The sequence below is a fragment of the Roseovarius sp. A-2 genome, from assembly GCF_002072155.1.
Lineage (GTDB): Bacteria > Pseudomonadota > Alphaproteobacteria > Rhodobacterales > Rhodobacteraceae > Roseovarius.
On record NZ_BDIY01000001.1, the window covers coordinates 297,607 to 322,789 of the forward strand.

A 25,183-nucleotide genomic window follows, 5' to 3' on the forward strand; every position below is an offset into this window, starting at 1 on the left:
CGCGCGGGTCAATCGCCTGTATGGGTGAGTTTCGGCACATCCGACGCGCCCGCCGAGCCACGGCCCGACAGCGACGGGTTTTCCATGAAAAAGCGGTGACAGTTGAAGGCGAATTCGCCCTCGGGCCTGACATTGCGCGAAAAGGTGCCGTCCGGGGCCATGACCCAGGTCTGCGCCACGTCGGCCATGTTGGCGGCCATGATCTGGCTGACGATCTGCGCCTTGACGGTGGGGTTTGTGGTCTCGACCAGCGTTTCCACCCGGCGGTTGAGGTTGCGACCCATCCAGTCTGCCGACGAGATGAAGACCCGCGCCTTTTTCGACGGCAGCCCCGCACCATTGCCGAAACAGACGATGCGCGAATGCTCCAGGAATCGCCCGACGATGGATTTGACGCGGATATTCGAGGACAGCCCCTTGATGCCGGGGCGTAGTCCGCAGATGCCGCGCACCACCAGGTCGATCCGCACCCCGGCCTCGGAGGCGGCATAGAGCGCGTCGATGATGTCCGGCTCGATCAGCGAATTCATCTTGGCCCAGATCGCTGCCGGCTTGCCGGCGCGGGCGTGGTCTGCCTCGCGCGCGATCATCTCCAGCAGACGCGGCTTGAGCGAGGCGGGCGAGATGGCAAGGTTTTCAAGCCCTTCGGGCTCGGCATAGCCCGACAGGTAGTTGAACACCTTGGTGGCATCGCGCCCGAGGGCGACGTCACAGGTGAAAAAGCTCAGATCGGTATAGATGCGCGCGGTGATGGGATGATAATTGCCGGTGCCGTAATGGGTATAGGTCACGAGGCTGTCGCCCTCGCGCCGCACCACGGTGGAAATCTTGGCGTGCGTCTTCCAGTCGAGAAAGCCGTAAACCACATGCGCGCCCGCGCGTTCCAGCCGCCGCGACTGCCGGATATTCGCCGCCTCGTCGAAGCGCGCCTTGAGTTCCACCAGCGCGGTGACGGATTTTCCGTCCTCGGCGGCCTCGCACAGTGCCTCGACGATGGGCGAGTTGCGCGAGGTGCGGTAGAGCGTCTGCTTGATCGCCAGCACGTCCGGGTCGCGCGCCGCCTGTTGCAGGAACCGCACCACCATGTCGAAGGTCTCGTAGGGGTGGTGCAGCAGCATGTCCTTTTGCCGGATCGCGGCGAACATGTCGCCGTCGTGGTCCTGCACGCGCTCGGGCACGCGCGAGGTGAAGGACGGCCACAGCAGGTCGGGGCGCGCGTCGAGCACCAGTTCCTTGAGATCGGCCAGCCCGATCATGCCCTCGACCTCGACCACCTCTTCAGGGATGACGTGCAGCTCTTCCATGATCACGTCACGCAGCGCCTCGGGGGCACCGGCGGAGATCTTCATCCGCACCACCTCTCCGCGGCGGCGGCGTTTCAGCGCCACCTCGAATTCGCGCACGAGGTCTTCGGCCTCGTCCTCGACCTCGAGATCGCTGTCGCGCAGCACCCGGAAGGCGCAATGCTCCTTGTAGCGGTAGCCGGGAAACAGGCTGCGCAGATGCAAGAGCAGCAATTCCTCGAGTGGCAGAAAGCGGAACATGCCGTCGGGGGCGGGCAGGCGCACGAAACGGTCGATCTGCTGCGGGATCGGCAGCAGCGCGCGCAGCGGGCGCTTGTCGGATTTGCGCTCCAGTTGCAGCGCGAGGCTGAAGCCCAGGTTGGGTATGAACGGGAACGGGTGCGCCGGGTCGATGGCCAGCGGCGAGAGCACCGGAAAGACCTTGTGCAGGAACACGTCGGCCAGCACGTCCTTGTCGGCATCGCTGAGCGAGGTGTGATCGAGAATCGCAATGTTCTCGGCCTCCATCTCGACGCGCAGCGCCTCGTAGGTGTCCTGCTGCGATTCGAGCAGGCCACGTGCGTTGTCGTTGATCAGCACCAGTTGCTCGGCGGGGGTGAGGCCGTCGGCGGCGGGGGTGGTGTTGCCTGCCTTGGCCAGTTCGCGCAGGCCCGCGACGCGCACATTGTAGAATTCATCAAGGTTGGTCGCCGAGATCGACAGGAAACGCAGCCGTTCCAGCAGTGGCACGCGGGGGTTCTGCGCCTCTTCCAGAACGCGCCAGTTGAAGCCCAGCCAGCTGAGTTCGCGGTTAAAGAACCGACCGGGGCCGGTAATGTCGATATCCGGCAGATCGACCGGCTCGGGCAGCGGGGATTTGAGAAAATCAGCGTTTGTCATGGCGGCCTTATGGCGTTGGCATGTAACGGTTGGGTGACGCAGCGTGGCGTCAATCAGCGCGTTTGTCCAGCACTCGCGCGGCCAGGCTGCGGGTGACGGGCCGGGTTTCGGCCAGGGCCCGCGCGTCGAGCGCCGCGACGATGTCGCGCGCGGCCTCGAACGAGCGTTCGATGCGGCGGGCAAGGTAGGGGATGGTGTCGGGGCTGGGGCTGAGCTGGCGGTCGGCAAAAAGCTTCATCAGCACCGCCGAGAGCAGCGCGTCGTCGGGCGCGCGCAATTCGCTCAGCAGCGTGCCCTGCATGCGGCTGGCCAGATCGGGCAGGGTGAGGCCCCACAGATGCGGCGCGCCGCGTGCGGTGATGAGCAGCGCGTGACCTTCCGCGAGGGTTAGGTTGTGCAGGTGAAAGAGCGCATTCTCGGCGGCGCGGTCGCCCGCGATCTGCCGGGCATCCTCGACCGCGACGGGGCCTTGGGCGAGCGCGGGGATGTCGGCATCGGGCAGATCCCGCGCGGCGATGACTTGCGCGCCCGAGAGCGCGGCCCAGACATGCGTGAGATGGGTTTTGCCCGCGCCTGCCGGTCCGGCGAGGATCAGCTTGCGCGACGGCCAGCCCTGCCAGCCCTCGATCATCGCCACGGCCTCGGCATTGGCGGGGGAGACGAAGAAATCCTCGCGCCCCAGTGCGGGGCGCACGGGCAGATCGAAGCTGAGCTGTTGCGCCATCACTCGTCGCCCTGGCTGTCGAGGCCGCGATAGAGGCGGCTCACCTTGTACTGGTCCAGCACGAACCGGGTGATCACCCCAAGTGCCGCCGCCACCGGCACCGCCACCAGCATACCGACGAACCCGAAGAGCGTGCCGAAGGCCGACAGCGCGAAGATCAGCCACACCGGGTGCAGCCCGACCGAGGAGCCGACCAGCTTGGGCGTGAGCAGGTTGCCCTCGATCACCTGGCCCGACACGAAGATCGCCGCCACCAGCCCAATGCTGACCCAATCGCCCCAGAACTGGAAGAGCGCAAGGCCAAGCGCCAGCGCGCCACCGAGGATCGCGCCGACGTAAGGAATGAACGTGACCAGCCCCGCCAGCGCCCCCACGACAAGGCCGAATTGCAGCCCCACCAGCATCAGCGCCACCGCGTAATAGGTGCCGAGGATCAGGCAGACCGTGCCCATGCCACGGATGAAGCTGGCGAGCGTGGCGTCGATCTGACCGGCGAGGCGGCGGATCACCGGGGCGTGGTCACGCGGCAGCAGATCGTCGATCTTTGCGATCATGCGATCCCAGTCGTAGAGCAGATAGACCGCGACCACCGGGGCCACGACCAGCAGTATCACGATATTGAGCAGCGAGGCGGCGGAGGAGAGCGCGGTTTGCAGGACCTCTCCACCCCGGTCGCGGATCGTCTCGCCGAAGGACGTGAGCGTCTGATGCGCGGCCGAACCGGGATCGAATAGCGAGGGGACATGCGTGCTCAGAAAATCCCGAAGATCGCGGGCCAGTTGCGGCGCGGTCTCGAAAAGGGCAATGGCCTGATTGACCAGCGTCGGGATCACCAGCAGCAGCGCCAGCGTGAACAGCAGGACCGCCGCGAGCGTGATCACCACAACCGCCGCCATCCGGCTCAGCCCCAGCCGCTCCAGCCGGTCGGCGACGGGATCGAGGAAATAGGCCAGCGCCCCGCCGATCACGAAGGGCAGAATCACATTGCCCAGAAACCACAGCAGCAGGATGAACACCGCCGTGGCGATGCCCCAGTATTTCGCCTGTTCCCGGACCGGCAATGCCATGCTGCGCCTTTCGCATATTCCAGCACTTACATCGCCGTTTGTCCGGTGGGTTTCAAGTGCTCTCCACTTTCGCCATACGCCCGCGCGCGCAACCCCATCCTCCGTCATCCTCGGGCCCCGACCCGAGGATCTCTTGGACCAAGGAGACACCCGGCTTGGCGGGGATGATGCGCATAGGGGGAGGTCAGTCCGCAGGCGCGGGCGGCGGCACATACCCCTCGGGATTCGCTTGCCACTTGCACCATTCGGTGCTGAAGGAGTGGTCGCCTTGCGACGGCAACCTCCAATCCGGCCAATGGGTGGGGCGGTCCATACCCTCGGTTAGGATCACGCTGGCATCGCCAAATGTATTCCGAAGCCAATCAACCGGGATAGCTGACTCGTGGTGGGTATTCCCGAATATTCGACGTTGTCCTGCGACGCGGCACTCTTGGAAGCCAACGCCGTATACATCACGAGGTATCTTCTCATCTTGCAAAATTCTAGGTGAAAAAACCACGCCAAGCAGGTCGCCCCCTATAAGTGCGCCTTTCAGGTCGCTATCAATGAAGAAAGCACGCTTCACCTCAGTATTTCTTACATTCTCGCGAAACCGAAGTTGTGCGCTCCTCAAATTTGTTCTGACAAAATGTGTGTGCGATACTTTGCAGCCACATAAATTCGCACCTGTTAGTGTGGCGTAGGAAAAGTCTGCTATCTCCATCTTGGAGTTTGAGAGGTCAGCATTTTCAGCACTTACTCCGGTTAGCTCACAGTGTACCAAGTTAGCACCTTTGAAATTGGCACCTTTGCAAAAGGCAACTTGCATCTGACTACGAAAGAAAGTCGCATTTTCAAAATTCAGATATTGCAAATCTGCATATCGTAAATTTGTCCGCGAAAGATCAACGCGATAACCTGTTCCATCCTGACTTAGGTGACCTTTCTCAACTCTCACTTGCTCACGTGTTCGGCGGCCAATTACCGATAGAGCAAGCTGAACGTCAGCCCGAAGCGTGAACTCGTTGGATAGCCATTTCAGCGTAGATTTTCGTTTTTCCTCAATGCTGTCTTGATTGCATCCTTGAGGAAATGCGAAGTCGGGCGCTTTACCGGCAGGTGAATTCTCCCTCACGTAGGCACACAAAATCTCCATCACCCGCACATGGTCGCGCCCCTTGTCATACATCGTCGAATCTTGCGCGATCCGTTCCAGCGACAAGATCGCGCCGATGCGCACCTCGATGTTGGGAACGGACTCGGTGAAAACCTGCCATGCTCCGACTTTGCCGACTCGATCGGTGCCCTCAAGCGACACTTCTTCTCCCTGCCACTGAATAATGGTCTTCTCTGTCGGCCAAGTATAAATGTCGTAGAGTCTTCCCTCCCATACTTCGTCAGTTGATTCATTGTATCGTTGGGACCACTCGCTTCCCATTACCGTTGATCGCGGTTCTTGGAGATATTTATCCTTGCTTTCAGCGCCGCATGAAACCTGCACGGGGGTGCCGGTCCAGATAGTCACGGGGCGACCAATCCGATCTACGTTCTTCTCCGCCCCCAATTGTTCCACCGCTGATGTGATCCTGTCGGTGATGTGCCCTTCCTTCTGATAGCGGAGCGTTTGATGCCGCAGGACAGTTCCCCAGATCACGAAAGGCGCACCCAGCAGCGCGGCGATCATCGCACCTGCCCCAAGGCTGGGCCCATCTGCGGCGTTGCCGAACGCGTTCGTGACGGTGTGCCAGATCACCGAGAAGGCAGCCGCGATGGCCCCAATGAAGAGTAGCGTGAGCAACAAGGAAAGAAGCGGCCCCAAGGGTCGCGCCACGCGCCAGTCGGGCGCGCTCTTTATACCCATCCAGTCGAGCAGATCGCTGGTCGGCTTCCTATCGTCCATCTCCACCTCATCCCCGGAATACACCACCCAACCTTGGCTTGGTTGGGGTGTGCAGGCAAGGGGAGCGTGGGGGGTACCCCATCCGTTACCGCGCTGTCCCGCCACGGCGTGCCGTGTCCCGCAAAGCGTTCGGTTGCCCGTTCCGGATTAATGCCTTAGACCGCGCCTTGACACCGTTTGACCGAGGAACTCCAAACATGCGTCTCAGCCGATATTTTCTGCCCGTCCTCAAGGAAACGCCCTCGGAGGCGCAGATCGCCAGCCACCGCCTGATGCTGCGGGCGGGGATGATCAAGCAGGCCACCGCCGGGATTTATTCCTGGCTGCCGCTGGGCTTCAAGGTGTTGCGCAAGCTGGAAAACATCGTCCACGAGGAGCAGGTGCGCGCGGGCCATATCCCGATGCTGATGCCGACGCTGCAATCGGCGGACCTGTGGCGCGAGAGCGGGCGCTATGACGATTACGGCGCCGAGATGCTACGCATCACCGACCGGCACGGGCGCGACATGCTCTATGGCCCCACCAACGAAGAGCTGATCACCGACATTTTCCGCGCCCATGTGGGCAGCTACAAGGACCTGCCGCTGACGCTTTATCATATCCAGTGGAAGTTTCGCGACGAGGTGCGGCCGCGCTTCGGGGTGATGCGGGGCCGCGAATTCTTCATGAAGGATGGCTATAATTTCGACCTGACGAAAGAGGACGCACTGCACGCCTATAACCGCCACATGGTCAGCTATTTGCGCACCTATGAGCGGATGGGGTTGCAGGCCATTCCGATGCGCGCCGACAGTGGCCCCATTGGTGGCGACGACACGCATGAATTCCTTGTGCTGGCCGAAACCGGCGAGTCGGAGGTGTTCTATGACAGTGCGATCACCGATCTGAAGCTGGGCGAGCGCGTCGTCGATTACGACAGCCGCGCCGAGTGCGAGGCCATCGTCGAGGAATGGACCACGCCCTATGCGCGCACCGACGAGACCCATGACGAGGCGAAATTCAACGCCATCCCCGAGGAACGCCGCCGCTCCAGCCGGGGTATCGAGGTGGGGCAGATTTTCTATTTCGGCACCAAGTATTCCGACGCAATGGGCGCCACCGTGCAGGGCCCTGATGGCAAATCCACGCCGGTGCATATGGGCAGCCACGGCATCGGCGTCAGCCGTCTCGTCGGTGCGATCATCGAGGCGAGCCATGATGAGCGCGGCATCATCTGGCCCGAGGGGGTCACGCCCTTCCATGCCGGGATCGTCAACCTCAAGCAGGGCGATGCCGAGGCCGATGCCGCCTGTGAGGCGCTTTATGCGTCACTCACAGCGCTGGGGCTGGAGCCGCTGTATGATGACCGTGACGAGCGGGCAGGCGGCAAGTTCGCCACCATGGATCTGATCGGCCTGCCATGGCGGATCACCGTGGGGCCGCGTGGTCTCAGGAACGGGGTGGTTGAACTGACCAGCCGTCGCACCGGCGAGAGCGAGGAATTGCCGCCCGAAGCGGCGGTCGAGAAGCTGGCGCAGATCTATGCGGGCCATGTGCTACGCCCGGCCTTCTGAGTGCTGCGGCGAGGTTATCGCTGTTTTTCGAACCAGATGATAACCTCGCCGATCTCGACGCCGTATTTGTCCATATAGGCGCGGTTTAGCACGCGGTCCTCGCTCAGCTGCCACATCCAGTCGTCAAAACTGACCCGCAGGGTGCCATCGGGCACCGGCAGGTCGATGGTGTAGGTCCAGTTGAAGGCGTTGCCGCGCTCTTCGCCGGTGGCGGGGCCGATCACCCCCGGCGCGCTGCCGACCCATGTCTCCGGGCCGGTCTTGGTCAGGGTCCAGACGCGGCGTTCGGTGCTGGTGTCCTCGTAAACGAAATCCTCGGTCAGGGTCAGCGTCTCGCCATCCCAGTCGCCCGCGATCTGCACCTCGAAGCGCCGCCGCACGGTTCCGAACCGGTCCTGAAACTGGCCGTGGCCCACCACGTGGCCGTCGAAAAACTCTTCCAGCTCGAAATCCCGAGAACTGAGCGGGTCATCCGCGAGGTCGGAGCGTCCGGCGCAGGCGCGGGCCAGCTCAGAGCGTGGCGTTCACCCCGCCGCCATCGAGCAGGATGTTCTGGCCGACGATGAACCCGGCATGCTGGCTGCACAGGAACGCGCAGGTCGCGCCAAACTCCTCGGGCGTGCCGTAGCGGCCCGCCGGAATGGTGGCGCAGCGCTGTGCCTTGGCCTCTTCCATAGAGAGGCCCTGCGCCTCGCTCACGCCCTTGTCGAGGGCCGTGGCGCGGTCGGTGGCATGGATGCCCGGCAGCAGGTTGTTGATGTTCACGCCGCTGCCCGCCACCTGCCGCGAGGTGCCCGCGACATAGCCGGTCAGGCCCGCGCGCGCCGAATTCGACAGGCCCAGCACCGCGATGGGGGCCTTCACCGATTGCGAGGTGATGTTGACCACCCGGCCCCAGCCGCGCTCCATCATTCCCGGCACCAGCGCCTTGATCAACGCGATGGGGGCCAGCATGTTGGCGTCGAGCGCTGCGATGAAATCCTCGCGGTCCCAGTCGGTCCATTTGCCCGGCGGTGGGCCGCCCGCATTGTTGACGAGGATATCCACCGCGCCGGCCTCGGCCAGCACTGCGGCGCGGCCCTCCTCGGTGGTGATATCGGCGGCCACTGTGACGACCCCGACGCCGAAGTCGGTGCGAATCGCCTCGGCCGACGCCTCCAACGCCTCGGAGCCGCGCGCGTTCATCACCAGATCGACCCCCGCTGCGGCCAAAGCCCGCGCACAGCCCAACCCGAGGCCCCTGGAGGATGCGCAGACTAACGCCGTCTTGCCCTTGATGCCCAGATCCATATCGCTCTCCCATCCTGTCCGTATTGCGGTATTTATGCGTTGCTTAGCACCGGACGGTGCAGGATGGCCAGCATCTTGCAGGCCGTTGCGGGTCTTGCACGATTAACGGCGCGGCCAACAATTCTTGCGCTGATTGACCATATGCTGCCACAATCCTAAGCTAGTGTTCTTGCAGTGCCATGCACCCCGATCACCATTCCAGAACAACCGGCCCGTGATGACCCAGACCGCCTCTCGACCCGCTCAAACCATCCTGGTCTTTCCGGCCATGGATTTCCGCGTGGTGAACGGGGCCAATCTCGGTGATGCACTGTCCTTTGCGACCGAGCTCGACCTTGACGATGTCTATGAGTTGACCGCGCAGGCCCGCCCGGCACGGCTGTCGCTGATCATGCAGGGCAGCGGGCCGTTCACCATCGGCATCGACTCGGAGCTTGGGCGGCCCGGGGCGCAGGTCTATCTCGATTGTGCGCTGACGCTGATGTCGGCGACCGGCGGCACGACCGACATGCTGGTCTTTGTCGAGGTGGATGAGGCGGGCAACGTGGCCGAAATCTATGCCATGCCGCTGGCGCGGCTGATGCCGCGCACCGGCTATGCGCTGGTCGGGGTCGAGCGTGAGGGCAGCATGCGCAAATTCGCGGAAGCGGCCTGTGTCGCTTTCACGCGAGGCACGCATATCACCATGGCCAGGGGCGAGCAGAAACCGGTCGAGGATCTGCAACCCGGAGACATGGTGCTGACCCGCGACGACGGCCCGTGCCCGGTGCGCTGGGTCGGTCACTCCACCGCCCGCGCGGTGGGCGAGTTCGCGCCGGTGCGCATCAGTGCGGGCGCGCTGCACAACGAGAACGATCTGCTGGTCAGCCCCGATCACCGGCTGTTCATCTACCAGCGCTCGGATGCTTTGGGCGCCGGGCGGCACGAAGTTCTGGTGCGTGCGCGGCATCTGGTCAATGGCGACACCGTGCGGATCGAGACCGGCGGCTTCGTCGATTACTACCAGATCCTGTTCGATGCGCATCAGATCATCTATGCCGAGGGCATCGCCGCAGAGACGCTGCTTGTCGATCCGCGCACCCGTGCCGCGCTTCCGGCGGAGCTGGAAGAGACGCTGATTGCGGATGAGGCGGCGCATGGCGGGCGAACGCATCTGCAGTTCGAGGTGGGCCGTGCGCTGCTCGACCATCCCAATGCCGCAGATATCCTGAAACGGGCCTCGACGCGCTAACTGCCGCTGTCGCCGTCGCGCCGCGTGGCCGTGAGATCGACCTTGATATCGACCGAATAGCCCAATGATCCCTCGTCGCTGACCCCCTGACCGATGCTGAAGTCGCGCCGGTCCACGGTGAGCCCGCCCGAGACGGTGGCGGTGCCCTCCTCGATGGTCAGATCGAACGGCATCTCGACCGGCACCGACTGGTCGCGGATGGTGAGCGTGCCGCGCGCCAGGTGCCCGGTCTCGACGGCAATGAGATCGGCGATGAATGTGGCGGTCGGGTATTCGCTGACATTGAAGAAATCCGCGCCCATTGCCTGTTGCGTGACCGAGCCCAGGGTGAGGGAGGGAATACTTACTGTCACCTCGACCGTGCCATGCTGGCCGGTCTCGTCGGGGGTCTCGGAATAGGCGATGTCGGCGGTCCAGTCGGCGAAACTGCCGGTCACCTCCGATCCCATCTGGCGGATGGCGATCTGCAACTGGCCGCTTTCGACCTGCCAGTCGCTTTCGACCTGTGCGAGGGCCGGGCCGCCGGATCGTTCGGTGGCGAACCAGCCGAGTGCCGTGGCACCGCCCATGGCCGCGCCCCAGACCGCGAGGGCGGTGATGAGGGGCAGCAGGTGACCGGGCTGGCGCGCCGTGGGAGGGGCAGAGACGCGCCCCGGCAGCATCCGCCGCAGGGTGGCGTCGCCATCGAGCACGTGATGCTTGAGCGCGCCTGCCACATGCGCGGTTATGGCCCCGGTGAGCACCCATTGCAGGATGAAATGCGCCGTGCCAGTTGCCTGCGACAGCGGTTCGGATTTGGGAACGAAGGGCAGATCCTGCCCGAACGGCCACCAGATCGGCGCGAAGCCCGAGGTGGCGGCGTGATGCACCCAGCCTGACAGCGGCACCAGCACGAGCGAGCCGTAGAGCAGCCAGTGCACGGTTTCGGCAAGCCACGCTTCGGCGGGTTTGTCGCCATTCAGGAGGCCCGGCTTGGTCTGGCTCAGCGCCCAGAGGATGCGGGCAAGCGCCACGAAGAAGATCGTTACACCAAGGGTCTTGTGGATCGAGAACAAGAGCGAAGCGCGAGCAATCAGGGCCTCGTCTGCACCGCCCTCGACCGCGTGGGCGACATCGGAGGCGATCCAGCCTAGCGCGATATTGGACAGGATCAGGAGGGCGGTGAGCCAGTGAAATGTCTTGGTCACGCGTCCATAGGTATCGGCGGAATTGGTCAGCGGCATCGCATTCTTCCTGTTGCGGGTCACGGCCTAATCTAGACGATGCGCCGCAAGAGGCAATCGCCGCGCGTGCACATGGCTCGTGCGCTGCTGAGAGAACGGGCTTTGACGTTGCCTTGGAGGGCATGGCGATGTATCGGGGGGCACTTTTCAAAGGGAGGCAGGGGCAGATGAGCCGAGCATTCGTATTCCCGGGACAGGGCGCGCAGGTGATTGGAATGGGGGCCGATCTGGTGACGGCCTATCCGGCGGCCCGGGCGGTTTTCGACGAGGTGGACGAGGCCTTGGGCGAAAAGCTGTCGGCGCTGATCTGGGAGGGGGAGCAGGAGCAACTGACCCTGACTGCCAATGCGCAGCCCGCCTTGATGGCCACGTCCCTCGCGGCGCTGCGCGCGTTGGAGGCCGAGGGTGTGGAGATCGGTCAGGCAGCGTTCGTGGCAGGCCACTCCTTGGGCGAATATTCCGCATTGGCGGCGGCGGGCAGCCTGAGCGTTGCCGATACCGCGCGGCTGCTGCGCATCCGGGGCCGCGCCATGCAGGAGGCGGTGCCGGTGGGTGTGGGCGCGATGGCCGCCCTTCTGGGGCTGGATTTCGACACCGCGCGCGCGGTGGCCGGGGAGGCCGCGCAGGGCGAGGTCTGTCAGGCTGCGAATGACAATGATCCGGGGCAGGTCGTGGTCTCGGGGCACAAGGCGGCGGTGGAACGCGCGGTCGGGTTGGCCAAGGAAAAGGGCGCAAAGCGCGCCGTGCTTTTGCCGGTGAGCGCGCCGTTTCACTGCGCGTTGATGCAGCCGGCCGCCGAGGCGATGACGGCGGCGCTGTCTCAAGTGGAGATCACCGCCCCCGCCGTGCCGCTGGTGGCGAATGTCCGCGCATCCGCCGTGACCGAGCCTGCTCAGATTCGCCAATTGCTGATAGAGCAGGTCACGGGATCGGTACGCTGGCGCGAGTCGGTGCTCTACATGGGCGGTGAAGGCGTAAACGAGATCTGGGAGATCGGCGCGGGCAAGGCGCTGTCGGGAATGATCCGAAGGGTCGACCGCGAGATCGCCTGCCGCGCGGTCGGCACGGCAGACGATGTGGCGGCGGCTGTGGCGTCACTGGCGGATGGCTGAGCCAAGACAGACGAGAGACGAAAGGAAGTGAGCATGTTCGATCTGACGGGAAAATCTGCGCTGGTCACCGGCGCGTCGGGTGGCATCGGCGCCGCGATTGCGCGCGCGCTGCATGGCGCGGGAGCAACGGTGGGCCTGTCGGGCACGCGGGTTGAACCACTGGAGGCGCTGGCCGGTGAGTTGGGCGCGCGCGCCCATGTCCTGGCCTGCGACCTGGGCGACAAGGATGCGGTCGAGGCGCTGCCCAAGCAGGCGATTGCCGCGATGGGCAGCCTCGATATCCTGGTCAACAATGCCGGCATCACCCGCGATCAGCTGTTCATGCGGATGTCGGATGACGACTGGCAGGATGTTCTCAACGTCAACCTGACCTCGGCGATGCGGCTGTGCCGCGCCTCGGTGCGCCCGATGATGAAGGCCCGCTGGGGCCGAATCGTCAATATCGGCTCGGTCGTGGGCACCACCGGCAATCCCGGTCAGGTGAATTACGCCACCGCCAAGGCCGGTCTGGTGGGGATGACCAAATCCATCGCGCATGAGGTGGCAAGCCGGGGCATCACCGCCAACATGGTCGCCCCCGGCTTTATCGCTACGCCGATGACCGACAAGCTGAACGACGATCAGAAAGCGGCGATCAACGGGCAGATACCGACAGGCCGGATGGGCGCGCCCGAGGAGATCGCGGCCGCCGTGCTCTACCTCGCGAGCCCCGAGGCGGGTTATGTCACCGGGGCCACGCTGCATGTCAATGGCGGCATGGCGATGATCTGAGACGCCGGAAACGTATCCAAACGGAGAGAGTGAAAGCATTTGCCATTGGCGGCGCATATGCTATAGGCCACGCAGATTTGCCGGAGGGATATGCGGTTTCTCCCGGTGGCCTGTGTGTTCAGGCTAGTCGAGAGCCGCCCGCAGGGGCACAATCCAAGCCGCTTCCCGCGCCGGGCGGGGGCAGACAACGGGCATGCCGCCCAAGACAATATGAGGAAGCAAGACATGAGCGATATCGCAGACCGCGTGAAAAAGATCGTTGTGGAACACCTGGGCGTGGAAGAGGACAAGGTCGTGGACAAGGCCTCGTTCATCGACGACCTGGGCGCGGACAGCCTTGACACGGTCGAGCTGGTCATGGCCTTCGAAGAGGAATTCGGCATCGAGATCCCGGACGACGCCGCCGACACGATCCAGACCGTCGGCGACGCGGTGAAGTTCATTTCCGAAGCGTCCTGAGATTTCGCCATATTTATGAAAAGGCCCTGCCGGTTGGCGGGGCCTTTTTGCATTGGCGCGGGGCGATATGAGGGACGCGCGGTCTCGGGTCTCACTCAACCCTTTTTGGGCCGCTCCGCGGTCGGGCCGCCCGCTTTTTTCCAGCCAGAGAACCCGTCATTGACGTGGCTTACCCCGTCGAGCCCCATCTCGTGCGCTGTGCGCGCCGCAAGGGCCGAGCGCCAGCCCGACGCGCAATAGAACACGAAACGACCGCCGCTCTGGAACTGCGGCTTGGCATAGGGGCTGTCCGGGTCGATCCAGAATTCCAGCATTCCGCGCGGGCAGTGAAAGGCCCCGGGGATCATGCCCTCGCGCTCCAACTCGCGCGGGTCGCGCAGATCGACGAAGGTGACCCCCGCCTGATCATGCAGGGCCAGCATCTCTGCCGCCGGGCCGTTCTCGACCAGTGCGTTGGCCTCGGCCACCATGTCCTTGATTCGCTTCATGTCTTTTACATCCCTTCGCTAAAGGACCGCACCCTAGCGCGGGGCTTGTCCGGTTGGCAACAACCGTCCCCGCGCCGTCGCGTAAGCATTGACCGCGGGTTCTGCGATAGCCTAAACTTGCGCGCATGGGACGACACCGTGAATATGATGTTGATCAGGTGATCGATGCGGCGCTGCATGCCTTCTGGGCGCGCGGTTTCGGCGCGACGTCGATTTCCGATCTGGTCGATGTTACCGGGGTCAATCGGGCCAGTCTCTATTCGGTGTTCAAGGACAAGCGCGGGCTGTTCCTGGCCTGTCTGCATCGCTACGAGGAGCGTCAGCGCGAGGGAACGCTGGCGCGGCTGGCGCGCGAGATGGAACCGCGCGAGGCGATCCTCGCGACCTTCGAAATTGCCCGCGTGCGAACGAGCGACTGTGGCATTGCCGGTTGCTTCATGATCAATACCGCGCTCGAGCTGTCACCGCATGATCCCGATATACGCGATATCGTGCAGCAGTCCTTCGGTCGCGTAGAGGCCTTCTATTGCGAACAGATCTCGGCGGCGCAGGCGGCGGGCACGATCAGCGCCGAACTCGATCCGGGGCGCACGGCGGAGGCGCTCCTGGGCTTGCTGATCGGGTTGCGGGTGCTGATGCGTTCGGGTGCGGAAGGCGATGCCGCCCCGGCGAGCATCACCTTGCAGGCACGGATGCTGCTTGACCACGGTCCCGACCGCTCCTTGCCCCGATCCTCTGAAATGAATTGACAGCCGACTTCGGTTCCGTACCATCGCTGCCATACGTCTCAATGGTTTAAAGAGGTTCCGCATGCCCATTTCGGCAAGATCATTTTTCGCCACCGTCTCGCTTGTCCTGATGACCTCACCGGCCCTCGCCGGCGGGGTCGGGATATATGCCTATGAAAGCCGCGCCAATTTCTGCCCGGCGGGCCTGCAGCCCGTCAGTCTCAATGGTGTGATCTGCTGCGGCACGCCCAATCAGGAGCAGACCTATCAGCAGACCATGCGCCACCCGGTCACCCGCGTGACGCATCGCGTGCGCAGCGCACGGGCCCACCTCTCGTGCCCGGCCGGGGTCAAGGGCTGCAACTGAGCCGTCGGCGGCCGGGGCGATAAGCGGGGATTTGCACGGGCATCACCCGTGCAATCCCGCGCCCGTCGCGCAGCCTGTCCCTCAGAGCAGCTTGAGGTCGGCGGCCATCTGCCGCCCGTCGCGCCCATCCTGAAGCTCGAATTCAACCTTCTGATTGTCCGCGAGCCCCGTCAGCCCCGACCGCTCGACCGCAGAGATGTGTACGAACACATCCGTGCCGCCGCCGTCCGGCGCGATGAAGCCGTAACCCTTCGTCGTATTGAACCATTTCACGGTGCCAGTCGGCATGCCGCTTCTCCTTTGTCTTCGCTTCCCGGGAAAATGCCCGGCCATATCACAGCGGACCCTCAGGGACCGGCCGCACTGCGAAGCAAAGGCTGGATCTGAATGCCCGTCGTCACAGAGCCGATGATTGCACCGCTAATGTAAAAATCAAGCGAAACTCCGTGACCCGGGACGATTTGGCGGGTAAGCAGGCGCAAAACGGCAAGGTGGCGTGATGATCCTGTATGGTTTGAAATCCTGCGATACGTGCCGCAAGGCGCGGAAATCCCTTGAGAATGCGGAGTTCAGGGATGTGCGGGAAGACGGTTTGCCCAAAGATGTGACGCAGGCGGCGCTAGTGCAGTTCGGCGATGCCCTGCTCAATCGCAAATCCGCCACCTGGCGCGGCCTGTCCGAGGCGGAGCGGGCGCGCGACCCGCTCGATCTGCTGGCCGATCATCCGACGCTGATGAAGCGCCCGCTGATCGACGATGGCGGTACGCTCTATCTGGGCTGGGGCAGGGACACGCAAGACGCCCTGCTTGGATAGGCCGGGGCAATCCCCATATCGGACACGGTTGAAGGAGGTGACACGCATGCGCAACGCGGCAATGGTTCTGGGCATCATCGGCGGATGCCTTGCGGTTCTCGTGGGGTTTTTCAGCTACGGCTACACCGAGGCGGTCAACCGCTTTGGCGAGGTCGACGGGCTGCTTGTGCAGGTCACCGATCCCGCCCTGATCCGTAGCGCCAGCTTTGTCGCCCCGCTGCTGGCGATCGCGGGCGGGGCGATGGCGCGCATTCGCGCGCTGAGCGGAGGGCTGCTTTTACTGCTCTCGGCGGGGTTGATGTATTATGCCTTCGGATTCAACGTCTTCACGATGTTTCCCGTCGGCATGTGCGCGCTGGCCGGTCTGCTCGCGGTGAGTGCGGGCAAACCGGACGAGCCGAAATCGCATTTCTGAGCGGGCCGGCGTCAGATCTGTTCCACAGCGACCCGGTCGCTGGGATAGAACGCAATGTGGTCCTTGATCTCGGCCACCTCGGGCTTGGGGTTTTCATAGCTCCAGGCGGCGTTTTCCAGCGTCTTGCTCTTGGTCACGATGGAATAATACCGTGCATCGCCCTTGTGCGGGCAATGGCTGACTTGTTCGCTCTCGTCAAGAAAGGCCATCGCGATGTCCTCGCGCGGGAAGTAGATCACGAAGGGATAGTCGCCCTCGGTCAACTCAAGCGCGTTGCGGCTCTCGGCCAGAACGGCGCCCCCGGCGCGCACGGTCCATGTTCCCGGTGCCTTTCGTATCGTGATCTTCGGCATCATCCATCCCTCCCGTTTCGTCTTATCATTGCTCTGGCGCAGGAACCTAACAGGAATATGTCAGGATGTCTGCGTTACTTTCTCCAACCATAGCCGCGCGGGGGGCGAAAGCAGAGGCCCCAACTTGTCGCGGCAGGCGGTGTGGTAGGACTTAATCCAGTCGCGCTCAGACGTGCTGAGCAGCGAGGTATCGATCAGGCGGCAGTCGATAGGGGCATAGGTCAGCGTCTCGAAGCCCAGATGCGTGGCCCCGTCGCCATGGGGCAGGGGCGCGCGTTCCTCGACCACGATCAGGTTCTCGATGCGGATGCCAAAGGCACCTTCGCGGTAATAGCCCGGCTCGTTCGACAGGATCATGCCCGGTTCCAGCGGCACGGTGCCGGTGCGTGACAGGCGTTGCGGCCCTTCATGGACGCAGGAATAGACGCCCACCCCGTGCCCGGTGCCGTGGCCGTAGTCGAGATCGGCGAGCCACAGGTGATAGCGCGCGATGGCGTCGAGATCGCGCCCCGCGAGGCCGCGCGGAAAGCGCAGCCGGGAGATGGCGATCATGCCTTGAAGCACGCGAGTAAAGGCGGCGCGCTCGGCCTCTCCCGGCGTGCCGACAGGCAGGGTGCGGGTGATGTCGGTGGTGCCGTCGATATATTGCCCGCCGCTGTCGAGCACGATCAGATCACCGTCGAGCAGCTTGCGGTTGCTGGCCTCGCTGACCCGGTAATGCGGCAGTGCGCCATTGGGGCCGGAGCCCGCGATGGTGTCAAAGCTGATATCGAGCAATTCGCCGGTGGCGGCGCGGCAGGTCTCAAGCTGGCGCACCACGTCGATCTCGGTCAGCGTGCCGGGGGGCTGATCGTCGAACCAGCACAGGAATTCACACATCGCGGCACCGTCGCGCAGGTGGGCGGCGCGGGTGGCGGTGATTTCGGCGGCGGTCTTGCGCGCCTTGGGCAGGATACAGGGATCGGCCCCCCAGTGGAGCGCCACACCTGCCGCCTCCAGCCGCCCGACCACCCAGAGCGGCACGCTGTCGCGGTCGAGCCTGACGGGGCCGGTGAGCGCGTCGAGCGCCGCGCCGAAACGCTCGGGCGGGGCGAGGGTGACCTCGTTGCCCAGATGCGCGCGGGCAGTGTCATCGAGCTTGGCCGGGTCGGTGAAGAGCGTCACGCGCCCGTCACCCTGCAGAATGGCAAAGCCCTGCGGCACTGGGTTGCGGGGGATGTCGGCACCGCGAATGTTCAGGAGCCAAGCGAGCGAATCCGCCAGCGTGATCACCGCTGCGCTCTGGCCTGCGTTCTGTAGGCTTTGGCCGAGTGCGCTGCGTTTCTCGGCGTGGCTCTGCCCGGCAAATGCGTCGGGCCAGGGCGTTATCGCACCTTGCGGCGGGGCAGGGCGGTCGGGCCAGATGGCGTCAACGAGGTTGTCGCAGGGGACCAGCCGCACCGCACTCTGCCCGAGGGCTGCGCGCGCGGTCTCGATCTGCTCGGGTGTGTAAAGCCACGGGTCGAAGCCCACATCGCCGCCGTCGGGCAGATGTGCGATCAGCCAGTCGGCGAGCCGTGTTTCGGGCCAGTCGACGGCGGTGAAATGCGCGGTATCGACCTGCGCGCGGGCCTGCACGCGGTAGCGGCTGTCGACGAACAGCCCCGCCGCATCAATGAGAGCCACGCAGAACCCCGCCGAGCCGGTAAAGCCGGTGAGCCATTGCAGACGCGCATCGCAGGGGGCGACGTATTCGCCCTGATGCGCATCTGCGCGCGGTATCAGAAAGCCAGCAAGCCCGGCCTCGGCCATCGCGTTGCGCAAAGCGGCAAGGCGCGGCGGGCCCTGCTCAGGGCGGGCGGTTTCGGTAAAACTCTGGAACATGCGCGGCACTTTCGCTGTGTGGCGGATGCCTCTTTGCTAGAGAACGGGGCCGGGAATGGCAATCGTCGCCAACGGCACGACGGGTGTGTCAGTTCCGGGGCAGGGCAACATGCACCCGCGTGCCCCAGGCCACGCAATTTTCGGACAGGCGGGCGGGCAGGGGGGCGTCGGTGAACATCTGGTCGACATCGCGGAGCGAGCCGATGCGCACCGGCGCGCTGCGCTGGAACTTGGAGTGATCGGCGACCAGAAACACCTCGCGCGAGCGGTTGAGAAGGGTCTGGCCGACGACCACCTCCTGAATGTCGAAATCCAGCATGTCGCCATCTTCGTCCATCGCCGAACAGCCGAGAATGGCATAGTCGAACTTGAAATTCTCGATGGTGCGCGCGGTCAGGTTGCCGACAAGGCCATTGTCCGACCGCCGCAGCGCGCCGCCCGCGACGACGATCTCGCAATCGGTGTTGGCCAGCAGGATTTGCGCCACGTTCATGTTGTTGGTGACCACCATGAGGTTGCGGTGATTCATCAATTCGCGCGCCACCGCCTCGGGCGTGGTGCCGATATCGAGAAACAGTGAGGCATCATCGGGGATCGCGGCGGCGCAGGCGCGGGCGATGGCCCGTTTGGCGGGCTCATTCAGGCGACGGCGCTCCTCATAGAGGATATTGCTGACGCCCGAGGGCAGGATCGCGCCGCCGTGCACACGCTCCAGCTTGCCGGCATTGGCCAGTTCCGCGAGGTCGCGGCGGATGGTTTGGACGGTGACGTCAAAGCGCTCGGCGAGACCTTCGACCGTGACCTTGCCTTCGGCGCGGGCGATTTCGAGAATATCGGGTTGGCGGAAGGTTTGCGACATGGTTGGCCTTGATCGTGGTTCGGTTCGATTATGTTCGTTTTGGTATCACGTGCAAGCGCCGCCTCCGCTGCAGTGCGGCATAACAACCCGAATCGGGCGTCCGGCGGCGCGTTTGACCCAACGTCACGTAAAATCACGCGCGCGGCGGGCGGTCAGAAAGCAGTGCCTCGCAAGATTTCCTTAATGAAAACAGCGCGCGCGAATAAAAAAGAAAATAAACGAACATTAATTCTTGACGATACGCGGTAAAAAGTGGTTCGTTTTTGGTCACACCGGAGGAGGGGACAGCGTGGAACGTCGCGAAGACACCATCGTCGATCTGGTCGTCATTGGCGGCGGCATCAACGGTTGCGGCATCGCGCGCGATGCGGCGGGGCGTGGTCTTTCGGTCGAACTGGCCGAGATGAACGATCTGGCCTCGGCGACCTCCTCGGCCTCCACCAAGTTGTTTCACGGTGGGTTGCGCTATCTGGAATATTTCGAGATCCGGCTGGTGCGCGAGGCGCTGATCGAGCGTGAGACGCTGCTGCGCGCGATGCCGCATATCAGCTGGCCGATGCGGTTCGTGCTGCCCTATCACCGCGACATGCGGTTCGAGGCCGAGACGCCGACCTCGCGCATCCTGGGCCTTGTGATGCCCTGGATGAAGGGGCGGCGGCCGGCCTGGCTCATTCGGCTGGGGCTGTTTCTCTATGACCATCTGGGCGGGCGCAAGATCCTGCCCGCGACCTGCACGCTCGACCTGAGTGATGCGCCCGAGGGCGTGCCGCTCAAGGACAGGTTTGCGCAGGCATTCGAATATTCCGACTGCTGGATCGAGGACAGCCGTCTTGTCGTGCTCAACGCCCGCGATGCCGAGGCGCGGGGCGCGCGCATCCGGGTGCGCACCAAGGTGCGGAGCGCCGAGCGCAAGGGTGATCTGTGGGCCGTCACGCTGGAGGATCAGGAGACCGGTGCCGTCGAGGTCGTGCAGGCGCGCGCGCTGGTCAATGCGGGCGGTCCCTGGGTCAAGGACGTGATTTCCAACACGCTGCGGCTCAATTCCTCCGAGGGGGTGCGGCTGGTGCGGGGCAGCCATATCGTGACCCGCAAGCTCTACGATCACGACAAGTGCTATTTCTTTCAGGGCGGCGACGGGCGGATCATTTTTGCAATTCCCTACGAGGGGGAGTTCACCCTGATCGGCACCACCGATGCCGAGCATACGGATGCGGATGTACCCCCCGAATGCACGCCGGACGAGGCCGAGTATCTGTGCAATTTCGCCAGCCAGTATTTCAAGCGCCCGGTGACGCGGGATGACATCGTCTGGAGCTATTCGGGCGTGCGGCCGCTCTATGACGACGGGGCGAAATCGGCGACGGCGGCGACGCGCGATTACGTGCTGTCGCTAAGCGAGGGGCCGGGCGCGCCGCTGCTCAACGTGTTCGGCGGCAAGATCACCACCTATCGCAAGCTGGCTGAGGCGGCGCTGGCCAAGATCACACCCTACTTTCCCAATGCAGGACAGGTCTGGACGGCGGGTGTGGCCCTGCCCGGCGGGGATTTCGCCGTTGACGGGTTCGACCGGCTGGTGAAGGATTTGCAGGCGGCCTATCCGTTCCTTGGCCCGGACTGGGCGCGGCGACTGGTGCGCGCCTATGGCACCGAGGCGCGGGAAATCCTGGGCGATGCGCAATCCGCAAGCGATCTGGGCCCCGATTTCGGCGCGACGCTGACCGGGGCCGAGGTACGCTGGCAGATGCGCCGGGAATTTGCGCGCGCGGCGGCGGATGTGGTCTGGCGGCGCACGCGGCTGGGGCTGAAGATGGACGAAGCGCAGATCGAGGCGCTGGACGAATGGATGCGGCAGGAGCGGGGCGCGAGCGATGCCGCCACGTGTACCGCAGAGGGATGAGCGGGGACAAAAGCGAATGACGCTGACATTGGAGGGGGTGTCGAAACGGGTGAACGGGCGGGTGCATATCCATCCGACCGATCTGACGCTTGAGGCGGGCACGATGAACGTGCTGCTCGGGCCGACGCTCTCGGGCAAGACCTCGATCATGCGGCTGATGGCGGGGCTGGATGCGCCCACCACGGGCCGGATCCTGTGGCAGGGGCAGGACGTGACCGGCATGCGCGTGCAGGATCGCAAGGTGGCGATGGTCTATCAGCAGTTCATCAATTACCCGTCGATGACCGTCTATGACAACATCGCCTCACCGATGAAGCTGATGGGCAAATCCAGGGCCGAGATCGACGCGGCGGTGCGCAAGACCGCCGACCTGATGCAATTGTCGCCGATGCTGGAGCGCAAGCCGCTGGAACTGTCGGGCGGGCAGCAGCAGCGTTGTGCGCTGGCGCGGGCGCTCGTGAAGGATGCGGGGCTTGTGCTGCTGGATGAGCCGCTGGCCAATCTCGACTACAAGCTGCGCGAGGAATTGCGCGCCGAGATTCCCAGGATCTTCGAGGAGGCGGGTAGCATCTTTGTCTATGCCACGACCGAGCCGGAAGAGGCGCTGCTTCTGGGCGGCAACACCGCCACGCTGTGGGAGGGGGGGGTCACGCAGTTCGGCCCCACGCCGCGGGTCTATCGTCAGCCGCAGGACGTCACCACCGCGCGCGTCTTCAGCGACCCGCCGATGAATTTCCTGCCCGTCACCAAATCCGGCGCGCAGATCAGTTTTGGCGACGGGCAGAGTGCCGCCGCTATCGGTGGCATCGCTGATCTGGCGGATGGCGAGTATATCGCCGGATTCCGCCCCAATCATCTGGAGCTGGAGGCGCAGGGCGAGGTCATGGCCTTCGACACCACGCTGAGCGTGACCGAGATCACCGGGTCGGAAACCTTCGTGCATCTCGATCATCATGGCGAGCGCTGGGTCGGGCTGATCCACGGGGTGCGGGAGCTGAAGCCGGGCAGCGATTTGCGGGTCTATCTCGACCCCGCGCATGCTTACGTGTTCGCGGCAAGCGGCGCGCTGGTGGCCCCGGCGCCCTATGCACAGGCCGCCTGAGGGGGAGAGAATGGCAAAGATCACGCTCGACAATCTGGCGCATAGCTACCTGCCCAATCCCGGCGGCGAGGACGATTACGCGCTAAAGGAACTCAATCACGTCTGGGGCGATGGCGAGGCCTATGCGCTTTTAGGTGCGTCGGGCTGTGGAAAGTCCACGCTCTTGAACATCATCTCGGGGCTGTTGCATCCGTCGCGGGGGCGGATCCTGTTCAACGATCAGGATGTGACGGGTCAGGTCACCGCCGCGCGCAATATCGCGCAGGTGTTCCAGTTTCCGGTGGTCTACGACACCATGAGCGTCCGCGACAATCTGGCCTTTCCGCTACGCAATCGGGGTGCGAAACCGGCCTATGTGGCCGAGCGGGTGCAGACCATCGCCAGGATGATCGGGATGGAGGCGGAACTGGGCCGCAAGGCGCGCGGGCTGACGGCGGATGCCAAGCAGAAGATCAGCCTGGGTCGGGGCATGGTGCGCGAGGATGTCAATGCGCTGTTGTTCGACGAGCCGCTCACGGTGATTGACCCGCACATGAAATGGGAGTTGCGCACGCAATTGAAGGCGCTGCATCACGAGTTCGGGCATACGATGATCTATGTCACCCACGATCAGACTGAGGCGCTGACCTTCGCCGACAAGGTGGTGGTGATGCATGACGGGCGGGTGGTGCAGGTGGGCACGCCCGAAGAATTGTTCGAGCGGCCCGAGCATACCTTTGTGGGCTATTTCATCGGCTCGCCGGGGATGAACCTTCTGGATGCGCGGGTCGAGGGTGAGACGGCCATCGTGGGCGGCACGGAAATTCCGCTTGGTGCCGATTACGGGCGGCCCGAGGGCCGTGTGCAGATCGGGGTGCGGCCGGAATTCGTGGGCATGAGCGCGGGCGAGGCCGGTCTGGCCGTGCGCCTCAAGCGGGTCGAGGATGTGGGCCGCCACAAGATCATCCGTTGCGATTTTGAAGGGCAGGCGGTGAACGCCATCGCGCATGAGGGCGCGGAGGTGCCCGCCGACCTGAGCCGTGTTGTGTTCGAGCCGGGCGCGGTCAATGTCTATTCCGACGACTGGCGCGTCGCCCCCAAATCCAAGACAGAGGAGGCCGCGTGATGGACAAGACGGTCAACCAAAAGGCGTGGTTCCTTGTGCTGCCGGTCCTCATTCTGGTGGCGTTCTCTGCTGTCATCCCGCTGATGACGGTGGTCAATTATTCGATTCAGGATGCCTTTGCCGGAGAGTTCTATCCGCTCGATGACAAGCTGATGTGGTTCCGTGAACTGCTCGAGGATGACCGGATGTGGAACGCCCTGCGGCGGCAGGCGATCTTTTCCGCGACCATCCTCGCCATCGAGATCCCGCTTGGTGTCTTTGTGGCGCTGCACATGCCCAAGCGGGGCGTCTGGGCGTCGGTCTGTCTGGTGCTGATGTCGCTGCCGCTGCTGATCCCGTGGAACGTGGTGGGCACGATCTGGCAGATCTTCGGCCGGGTCGATATCGGGCTGTTGGGTTATACGCTGGATGCGGTCGGGGTCGACTACAACTATACGCAGGATGCGCTCGATGCCTGGGTGACGCTGATCGTGATGGATGTCTGGCACTGGACATCGCTGGTGGCGCTGCTGGCCTATGCCGGGCTGCAATCCATCCCTGACGCCTATTATCAGGCCGCCAAGATTGATCAGGCGAGCCGCTGGGCGGTGTTCCGCTATATCGAACTGCCCAAGATGATGGGCGTGCTGATGATCGCGATCCTTCTGCGCTTCATGGACAGTTTCATGATCTACACCGAGCCCTTCGTGGTCACCGGCGGGGGCCCTGGCAATGCGACGACCTTCCTGTCGATTGATCTGGTGAAGATGGCGCTGGGGCAGTTTGACCTTGGCCCCGCCGCCGCCTTCTCGATCATGTATTTCCTCGTGATCCTGCTGATTTCATGGGTGTTCTACACCGTGATGGTCAATCTCGACAAACGGGAGGGCAACTGATGGCCGACATGACCGCATCCCGCAGCCTGCCCCGAATCAACTGGGTAATGCTGCTGTATCTGTTGTTCCTGATGCTGCCGATCTATTGGCTCATCAACATGAGCCTCAAGACCAATGACGAGATCCTCGGCACCTTCTCGCTCTGGCCGCAGAACCTGACCTTTCAGAACTACGTGACGATCCTGACAGATTCGAGCTGGTACATGGGTTATGTCAATTCGATCATCTACGTGACGATGAACACGCTCCTGTCGGTCGCCGTGGCGTTGCCTGCGGCCTATGCGTTCAGCCGGTACAATTTCCTGGGCGACAAGCATCTGTTCTTCTGGCTGCTGACCAATCGCATGGCCCCGCCCGCGGTCTTCGCGCTGCCGTTCTTTCAGCTTTATTCGTCGGTGGGCCTGTTTGATACGCATATCGCGGTGGCGCTGGCGCATACGCTGTTCAACGTGCCGCTGGCGGTGTGGATTCTGGAGGGGTTCATGCGCGGGGTGCCCAAGGAAATCGACGAGACCGCCTATATCGACGGCTACTCCTTTCCGCGCTTCTTCGTGAAAATCTTCATGCCGCTGATCGCGTCGGGCGTGGGCGTGGCCGCGTTCTTCTGCTTCATGTTCTCATGGGTGGAACTGCTGCTCAGCCGCACGCTGACCAGCGTGGACGCCAAGCCGATTGCCGCGACGATGACACGGACGGTCTCGGCCTCGGGTCTCGATTGGGGCGTGCTCGCGGCGGCGGGGGTGCTGACCATCGTGCCGGGGGCCTTGGTGATTTACTTCGTGCGGAATTACATTGCCAAGGGCTTTGCCCTGGGGAGGGTGTGAT

The 25,183-nt window shown here is 63.8% G+C and carries 26 protein-coding genes; 14 read left to right on the forward strand and 12 right to left on the reverse strand.

The features are described 5' to 3' along the window. Window positions 1–8: 8 nt before the first annotated feature. From BHD06_RS01505 to BHD06_RS01520, 4 genes are all read right to left on the reverse strand, one after another. Complete coding sequence (locus tag BHD06_RS01505; protein WP_080455200.1) at window positions 9–2,183, reverse strand: RNA degradosome polyphosphate kinase; 2,175 nt, start codon at window positions 2,181–2,183, stop codon at window positions 9–11. A 49-nt stretch (window positions 2,184–2,232) separates the two neighbouring features. After that, the gene (locus BHD06_RS01510) at window positions 2,233–2,907 is read right to left on the reverse strand and encodes a DnaA ATPase domain-containing protein (RefSeq protein ID WP_080455201.1); all 675 of its coding nucleotides are present in this window, start codon (window positions 2,905–2,907) and stop codon (window positions 2,233–2,235) included. Next, entirely contained in the window at window positions 2,907–3,974 is a 1,068-nt protein-coding gene (locus BHD06_RS01515; RefSeq protein ID WP_080455202.1) for an AI-2E family transporter, read from the reverse strand. The genes BHD06_RS01510 and BHD06_RS01515 overlap by 1 nt, the downstream gene beginning before the upstream one ends. A gap of 184 nt (window positions 3,975–4,158) precedes the next feature. Then, complete coding sequence (locus tag BHD06_RS01520) at window positions 4,159–5,853, reverse strand: pentapeptide repeat-containing protein (RefSeq protein WP_080455203.1); 1,695 nt, start codon at window positions 5,851–5,853, stop codon at window positions 4,159–4,161. A gap of 197 nt (window positions 5,854–6,050) precedes the next feature. Between BHD06_RS01520 and proS the strand changes: the two genes are divergently transcribed. Beyond that, entirely contained in the window at window positions 6,051–7,406 is a 1,356-nt protein-coding gene (gene proS / locus BHD06_RS01525) for a proline--tRNA ligase (protein WP_080455204.1), read from the forward strand. Between the two features lie 14 nt (window positions 7,407–7,420). Here proS and BHD06_RS01530 read toward each other — a convergent pair whose 3' ends face one another. Both BHD06_RS01530 and BHD06_RS01535 read right to left on the reverse strand, forming a co-directional pair. Continuing rightward, on the reverse strand, window positions 7,421–7,915 hold the full coding sequence (locus BHD06_RS01530; protein ID WP_080455205.1) for a DUF3833 domain-containing protein: 495 nt from the start codon (window positions 7,913–7,915) through the stop codon (window positions 7,421–7,423). Between the two features lies 1 nt (window position 7,916). Then, entirely contained in the window at window positions 7,917–8,696 is a 780-nt protein-coding gene (locus BHD06_RS01535) for an SDR family oxidoreductase (protein ID WP_080455206.1), read from the reverse strand. Between the two features lie 217 nt (window positions 8,697–8,913). On the opposite strand from BHD06_RS01535, the gene BHD06_RS01540 reads away from it, so the two are divergent. Beyond that, window positions 8,914–9,927, forward strand: a complete 1,014-nt coding sequence (locus tag BHD06_RS01540) for a Hint domain-containing protein (RefSeq protein WP_080455207.1) — start codon at window positions 8,914–8,916, stop codon at window positions 9,925–9,927. Here the strand turns inward: BHD06_RS01540 and BHD06_RS01545 are convergent. After that, window positions 9,924–11,150, reverse strand: a complete 1,227-nt coding sequence (locus BHD06_RS01545; protein WP_080455208.1) for a cytochrome b/b6 domain-containing protein — start codon at window positions 11,148–11,150, stop codon at window positions 9,924–9,926. The two genes, BHD06_RS01540 and BHD06_RS01545, sit on opposite strands and share 4 nt — an antisense overlap. A 167-nt stretch (window positions 11,151–11,317) precedes the next feature. Between BHD06_RS01545 and fabD the strand changes: the two genes are divergently transcribed. The 3 genes from fabD to BHD06_RS01560 all read left to right on the forward strand — a co-directional run bounded on the left by fabD (window position 11,318) and on the right by BHD06_RS01560 (window position 13,492). Further along, window positions 11,318–12,262 carry an ACP S-malonyltransferase gene (fabD, locus tag BHD06_RS01550; RefSeq protein WP_080455555.1) on the forward strand — a complete coding sequence of 315 codons (945 nt, stop codon included), beginning with the start codon at window positions 11,318–11,320 and terminating at the stop codon, window positions 12,260–12,262. 33 nt (window positions 12,263–12,295) lie between these two features. Further along, complete coding sequence (fabG, locus tag BHD06_RS01555) at window positions 12,296–13,033, forward strand: 3-oxoacyl-[acyl-carrier-protein] reductase (protein ID WP_080455209.1); 738 nt, start codon at window positions 12,296–12,298, stop codon at window positions 13,031–13,033. Between the two features lie 225 nt (window positions 13,034–13,258). Then, window positions 13,259–13,492, forward strand: a complete 234-nt coding sequence (locus BHD06_RS01560; RefSeq protein WP_050663737.1) for an acyl carrier protein — start codon at window positions 13,259–13,261, stop codon at window positions 13,490–13,492. A gap of 95 nt (window positions 13,493–13,587) precedes the next feature. Here the strand turns inward: BHD06_RS01560 and BHD06_RS01565 are convergent, their stop codons facing one another. Then, the gene (locus BHD06_RS01565; protein ID WP_080455210.1) at window positions 13,588–13,980 is read right to left on the reverse strand and encodes a rhodanese-like domain-containing protein; all 393 of its coding nucleotides are present in this window, start codon (window positions 13,978–13,980) and stop codon (window positions 13,588–13,590) included. Window positions 13,981–14,105: 125 nt separating this feature from the next. Here BHD06_RS01565 and BHD06_RS01570 point away from each other — a divergent pair, with 125 nt between their 5' ends. Both BHD06_RS01570 and BHD06_RS01575 read left to right on the forward strand, forming a co-directional pair. After that, the gene (locus BHD06_RS01570; protein ID WP_080455211.1) at window positions 14,106–14,729 is read left to right on the forward strand and encodes a TetR/AcrR family transcriptional regulator; all 624 of its coding nucleotides are present in this window, start codon (window positions 14,106–14,108) and stop codon (window positions 14,727–14,729) included. Window positions 14,730–14,790: 61 nt separating this feature from the next. Further along, on the forward strand, window positions 14,791–15,075 hold the full coding sequence (locus BHD06_RS01575; protein ID WP_080455212.1) for a hypothetical protein: 285 nt from the start codon (window positions 14,791–14,793) through the stop codon (window positions 15,073–15,075). Window positions 15,076–15,156: 81 nt separating this feature from the next. Here the strand turns inward: BHD06_RS01575 and BHD06_RS01580 are convergent, their stop codons facing one another. Further along, window positions 15,157–15,363, reverse strand: coding sequence for a cold-shock protein (locus BHD06_RS01580; RefSeq protein ID WP_080455213.1), 207 nt, complete (start codon window positions 15,361–15,363; stop codon window positions 15,157–15,159). Between the two features lie 211 nt (window positions 15,364–15,574). Between BHD06_RS01580 and BHD06_RS01585 the strand changes: the two genes are divergently transcribed. Together BHD06_RS01585 and BHD06_RS01590 are read left to right on the forward strand one after the other, a co-directional pair. Then, window positions 15,575–15,889 (forward strand): arsenate reductase family protein, encoded by a 315-nt coding sequence (locus BHD06_RS01585; protein WP_080455214.1) that lies wholly within the window; start codon window positions 15,575–15,577, stop codon window positions 15,887–15,889. Window positions 15,890–15,935: 46 nt separating this feature from the next. Next, window positions 15,936–16,304, forward strand: coding sequence for a hypothetical protein (locus tag BHD06_RS01590; RefSeq protein ID WP_080455215.1), 369 nt, complete (start codon window positions 15,936–15,938; stop codon window positions 16,302–16,304). 11 nt (window positions 16,305–16,315) lie between these two features. Here BHD06_RS01590 and BHD06_RS01595 read toward each other — a convergent pair whose 3' ends face one another. The 3 genes from BHD06_RS01595 to BHD06_RS01605 all read right to left on the reverse strand — a co-directional run bounded on the left by BHD06_RS01595 (window position 16,316) and on the right by BHD06_RS01605 (window position 19,379). Beyond that, window positions 16,316–16,657: a DUF427 domain-containing protein gene (locus BHD06_RS01595; protein ID WP_080455556.1), complete on the reverse strand. Its 342-nt coding sequence runs from the start codon at window positions 16,655–16,657 to the stop codon at window positions 16,316–16,318. A 60-nt stretch (window positions 16,658–16,717) separates the two neighbouring features. Further along, window positions 16,718–18,520 carry an aminopeptidase P family protein gene (locus BHD06_RS01600; RefSeq protein WP_080455216.1) on the reverse strand — a complete coding sequence of 601 codons (1,803 nt, stop codon included), beginning with the start codon at window positions 18,518–18,520 and terminating at the stop codon, window positions 16,718–16,720. Window positions 18,521–18,608: 88 nt separating this feature from the next. Then, window positions 18,609–19,379 carry a DeoR/GlpR family DNA-binding transcription regulator gene (locus BHD06_RS01605; RefSeq protein WP_080455217.1) on the reverse strand — a complete coding sequence of 257 codons (771 nt, stop codon included), beginning with the start codon at window positions 19,377–19,379 and terminating at the stop codon, window positions 18,609–18,611. Between the two features lie 289 nt (window positions 19,380–19,668). Here BHD06_RS01605 and glpD point away from each other — a divergent pair, with 289 nt between their 5' ends. From glpD to BHD06_RS01630, 5 genes are read left to right on the forward strand one after another with little or no spacing between them, the layout of a single operon-like run. Further along, complete coding sequence (gene glpD, locus BHD06_RS01610; RefSeq protein ID WP_080455218.1) at window positions 19,669–21,276, forward strand: glycerol-3-phosphate dehydrogenase; 1,608 nt, start codon at window positions 19,669–19,671, stop codon at window positions 21,274–21,276. Window positions 21,277–21,292: 16 nt separating this feature from the next. Further along, on the forward strand, window positions 21,293–22,378 hold the full coding sequence (locus BHD06_RS01615; protein ID WP_080455219.1) for an ABC transporter ATP-binding protein: 1,086 nt from the start codon (window positions 21,293–21,295) through the stop codon (window positions 22,376–22,378). A gap of 10 nt (window positions 22,379–22,388) precedes the next feature. Further along, window positions 22,389–23,483: an ABC transporter ATP-binding protein gene (locus BHD06_RS01620; protein WP_080455220.1), complete on the forward strand. Its 1,095-nt coding sequence runs from the start codon at window positions 22,389–22,391 to the stop codon at window positions 23,481–23,483. Then, a complete protein-coding gene (locus BHD06_RS01625) occupies window positions 23,483–24,358 on the forward strand; it encodes a carbohydrate ABC transporter permease (RefSeq protein ID WP_080455221.1) in 876 nt (291 codons plus the stop codon). Before BHD06_RS01620 ends, BHD06_RS01625 begins: the two co-directional genes overlap by 1 nt. Next, window positions 24,358–25,182, forward strand: coding sequence for a carbohydrate ABC transporter permease (locus BHD06_RS01630; RefSeq protein ID WP_080455222.1), 825 nt, complete (start codon window positions 24,358–24,360; stop codon window positions 25,180–25,182). The genes BHD06_RS01625 and BHD06_RS01630 overlap by 1 nt, the downstream gene beginning before the upstream one ends. Window position 25,183 lies beyond the last annotated feature (1 nt).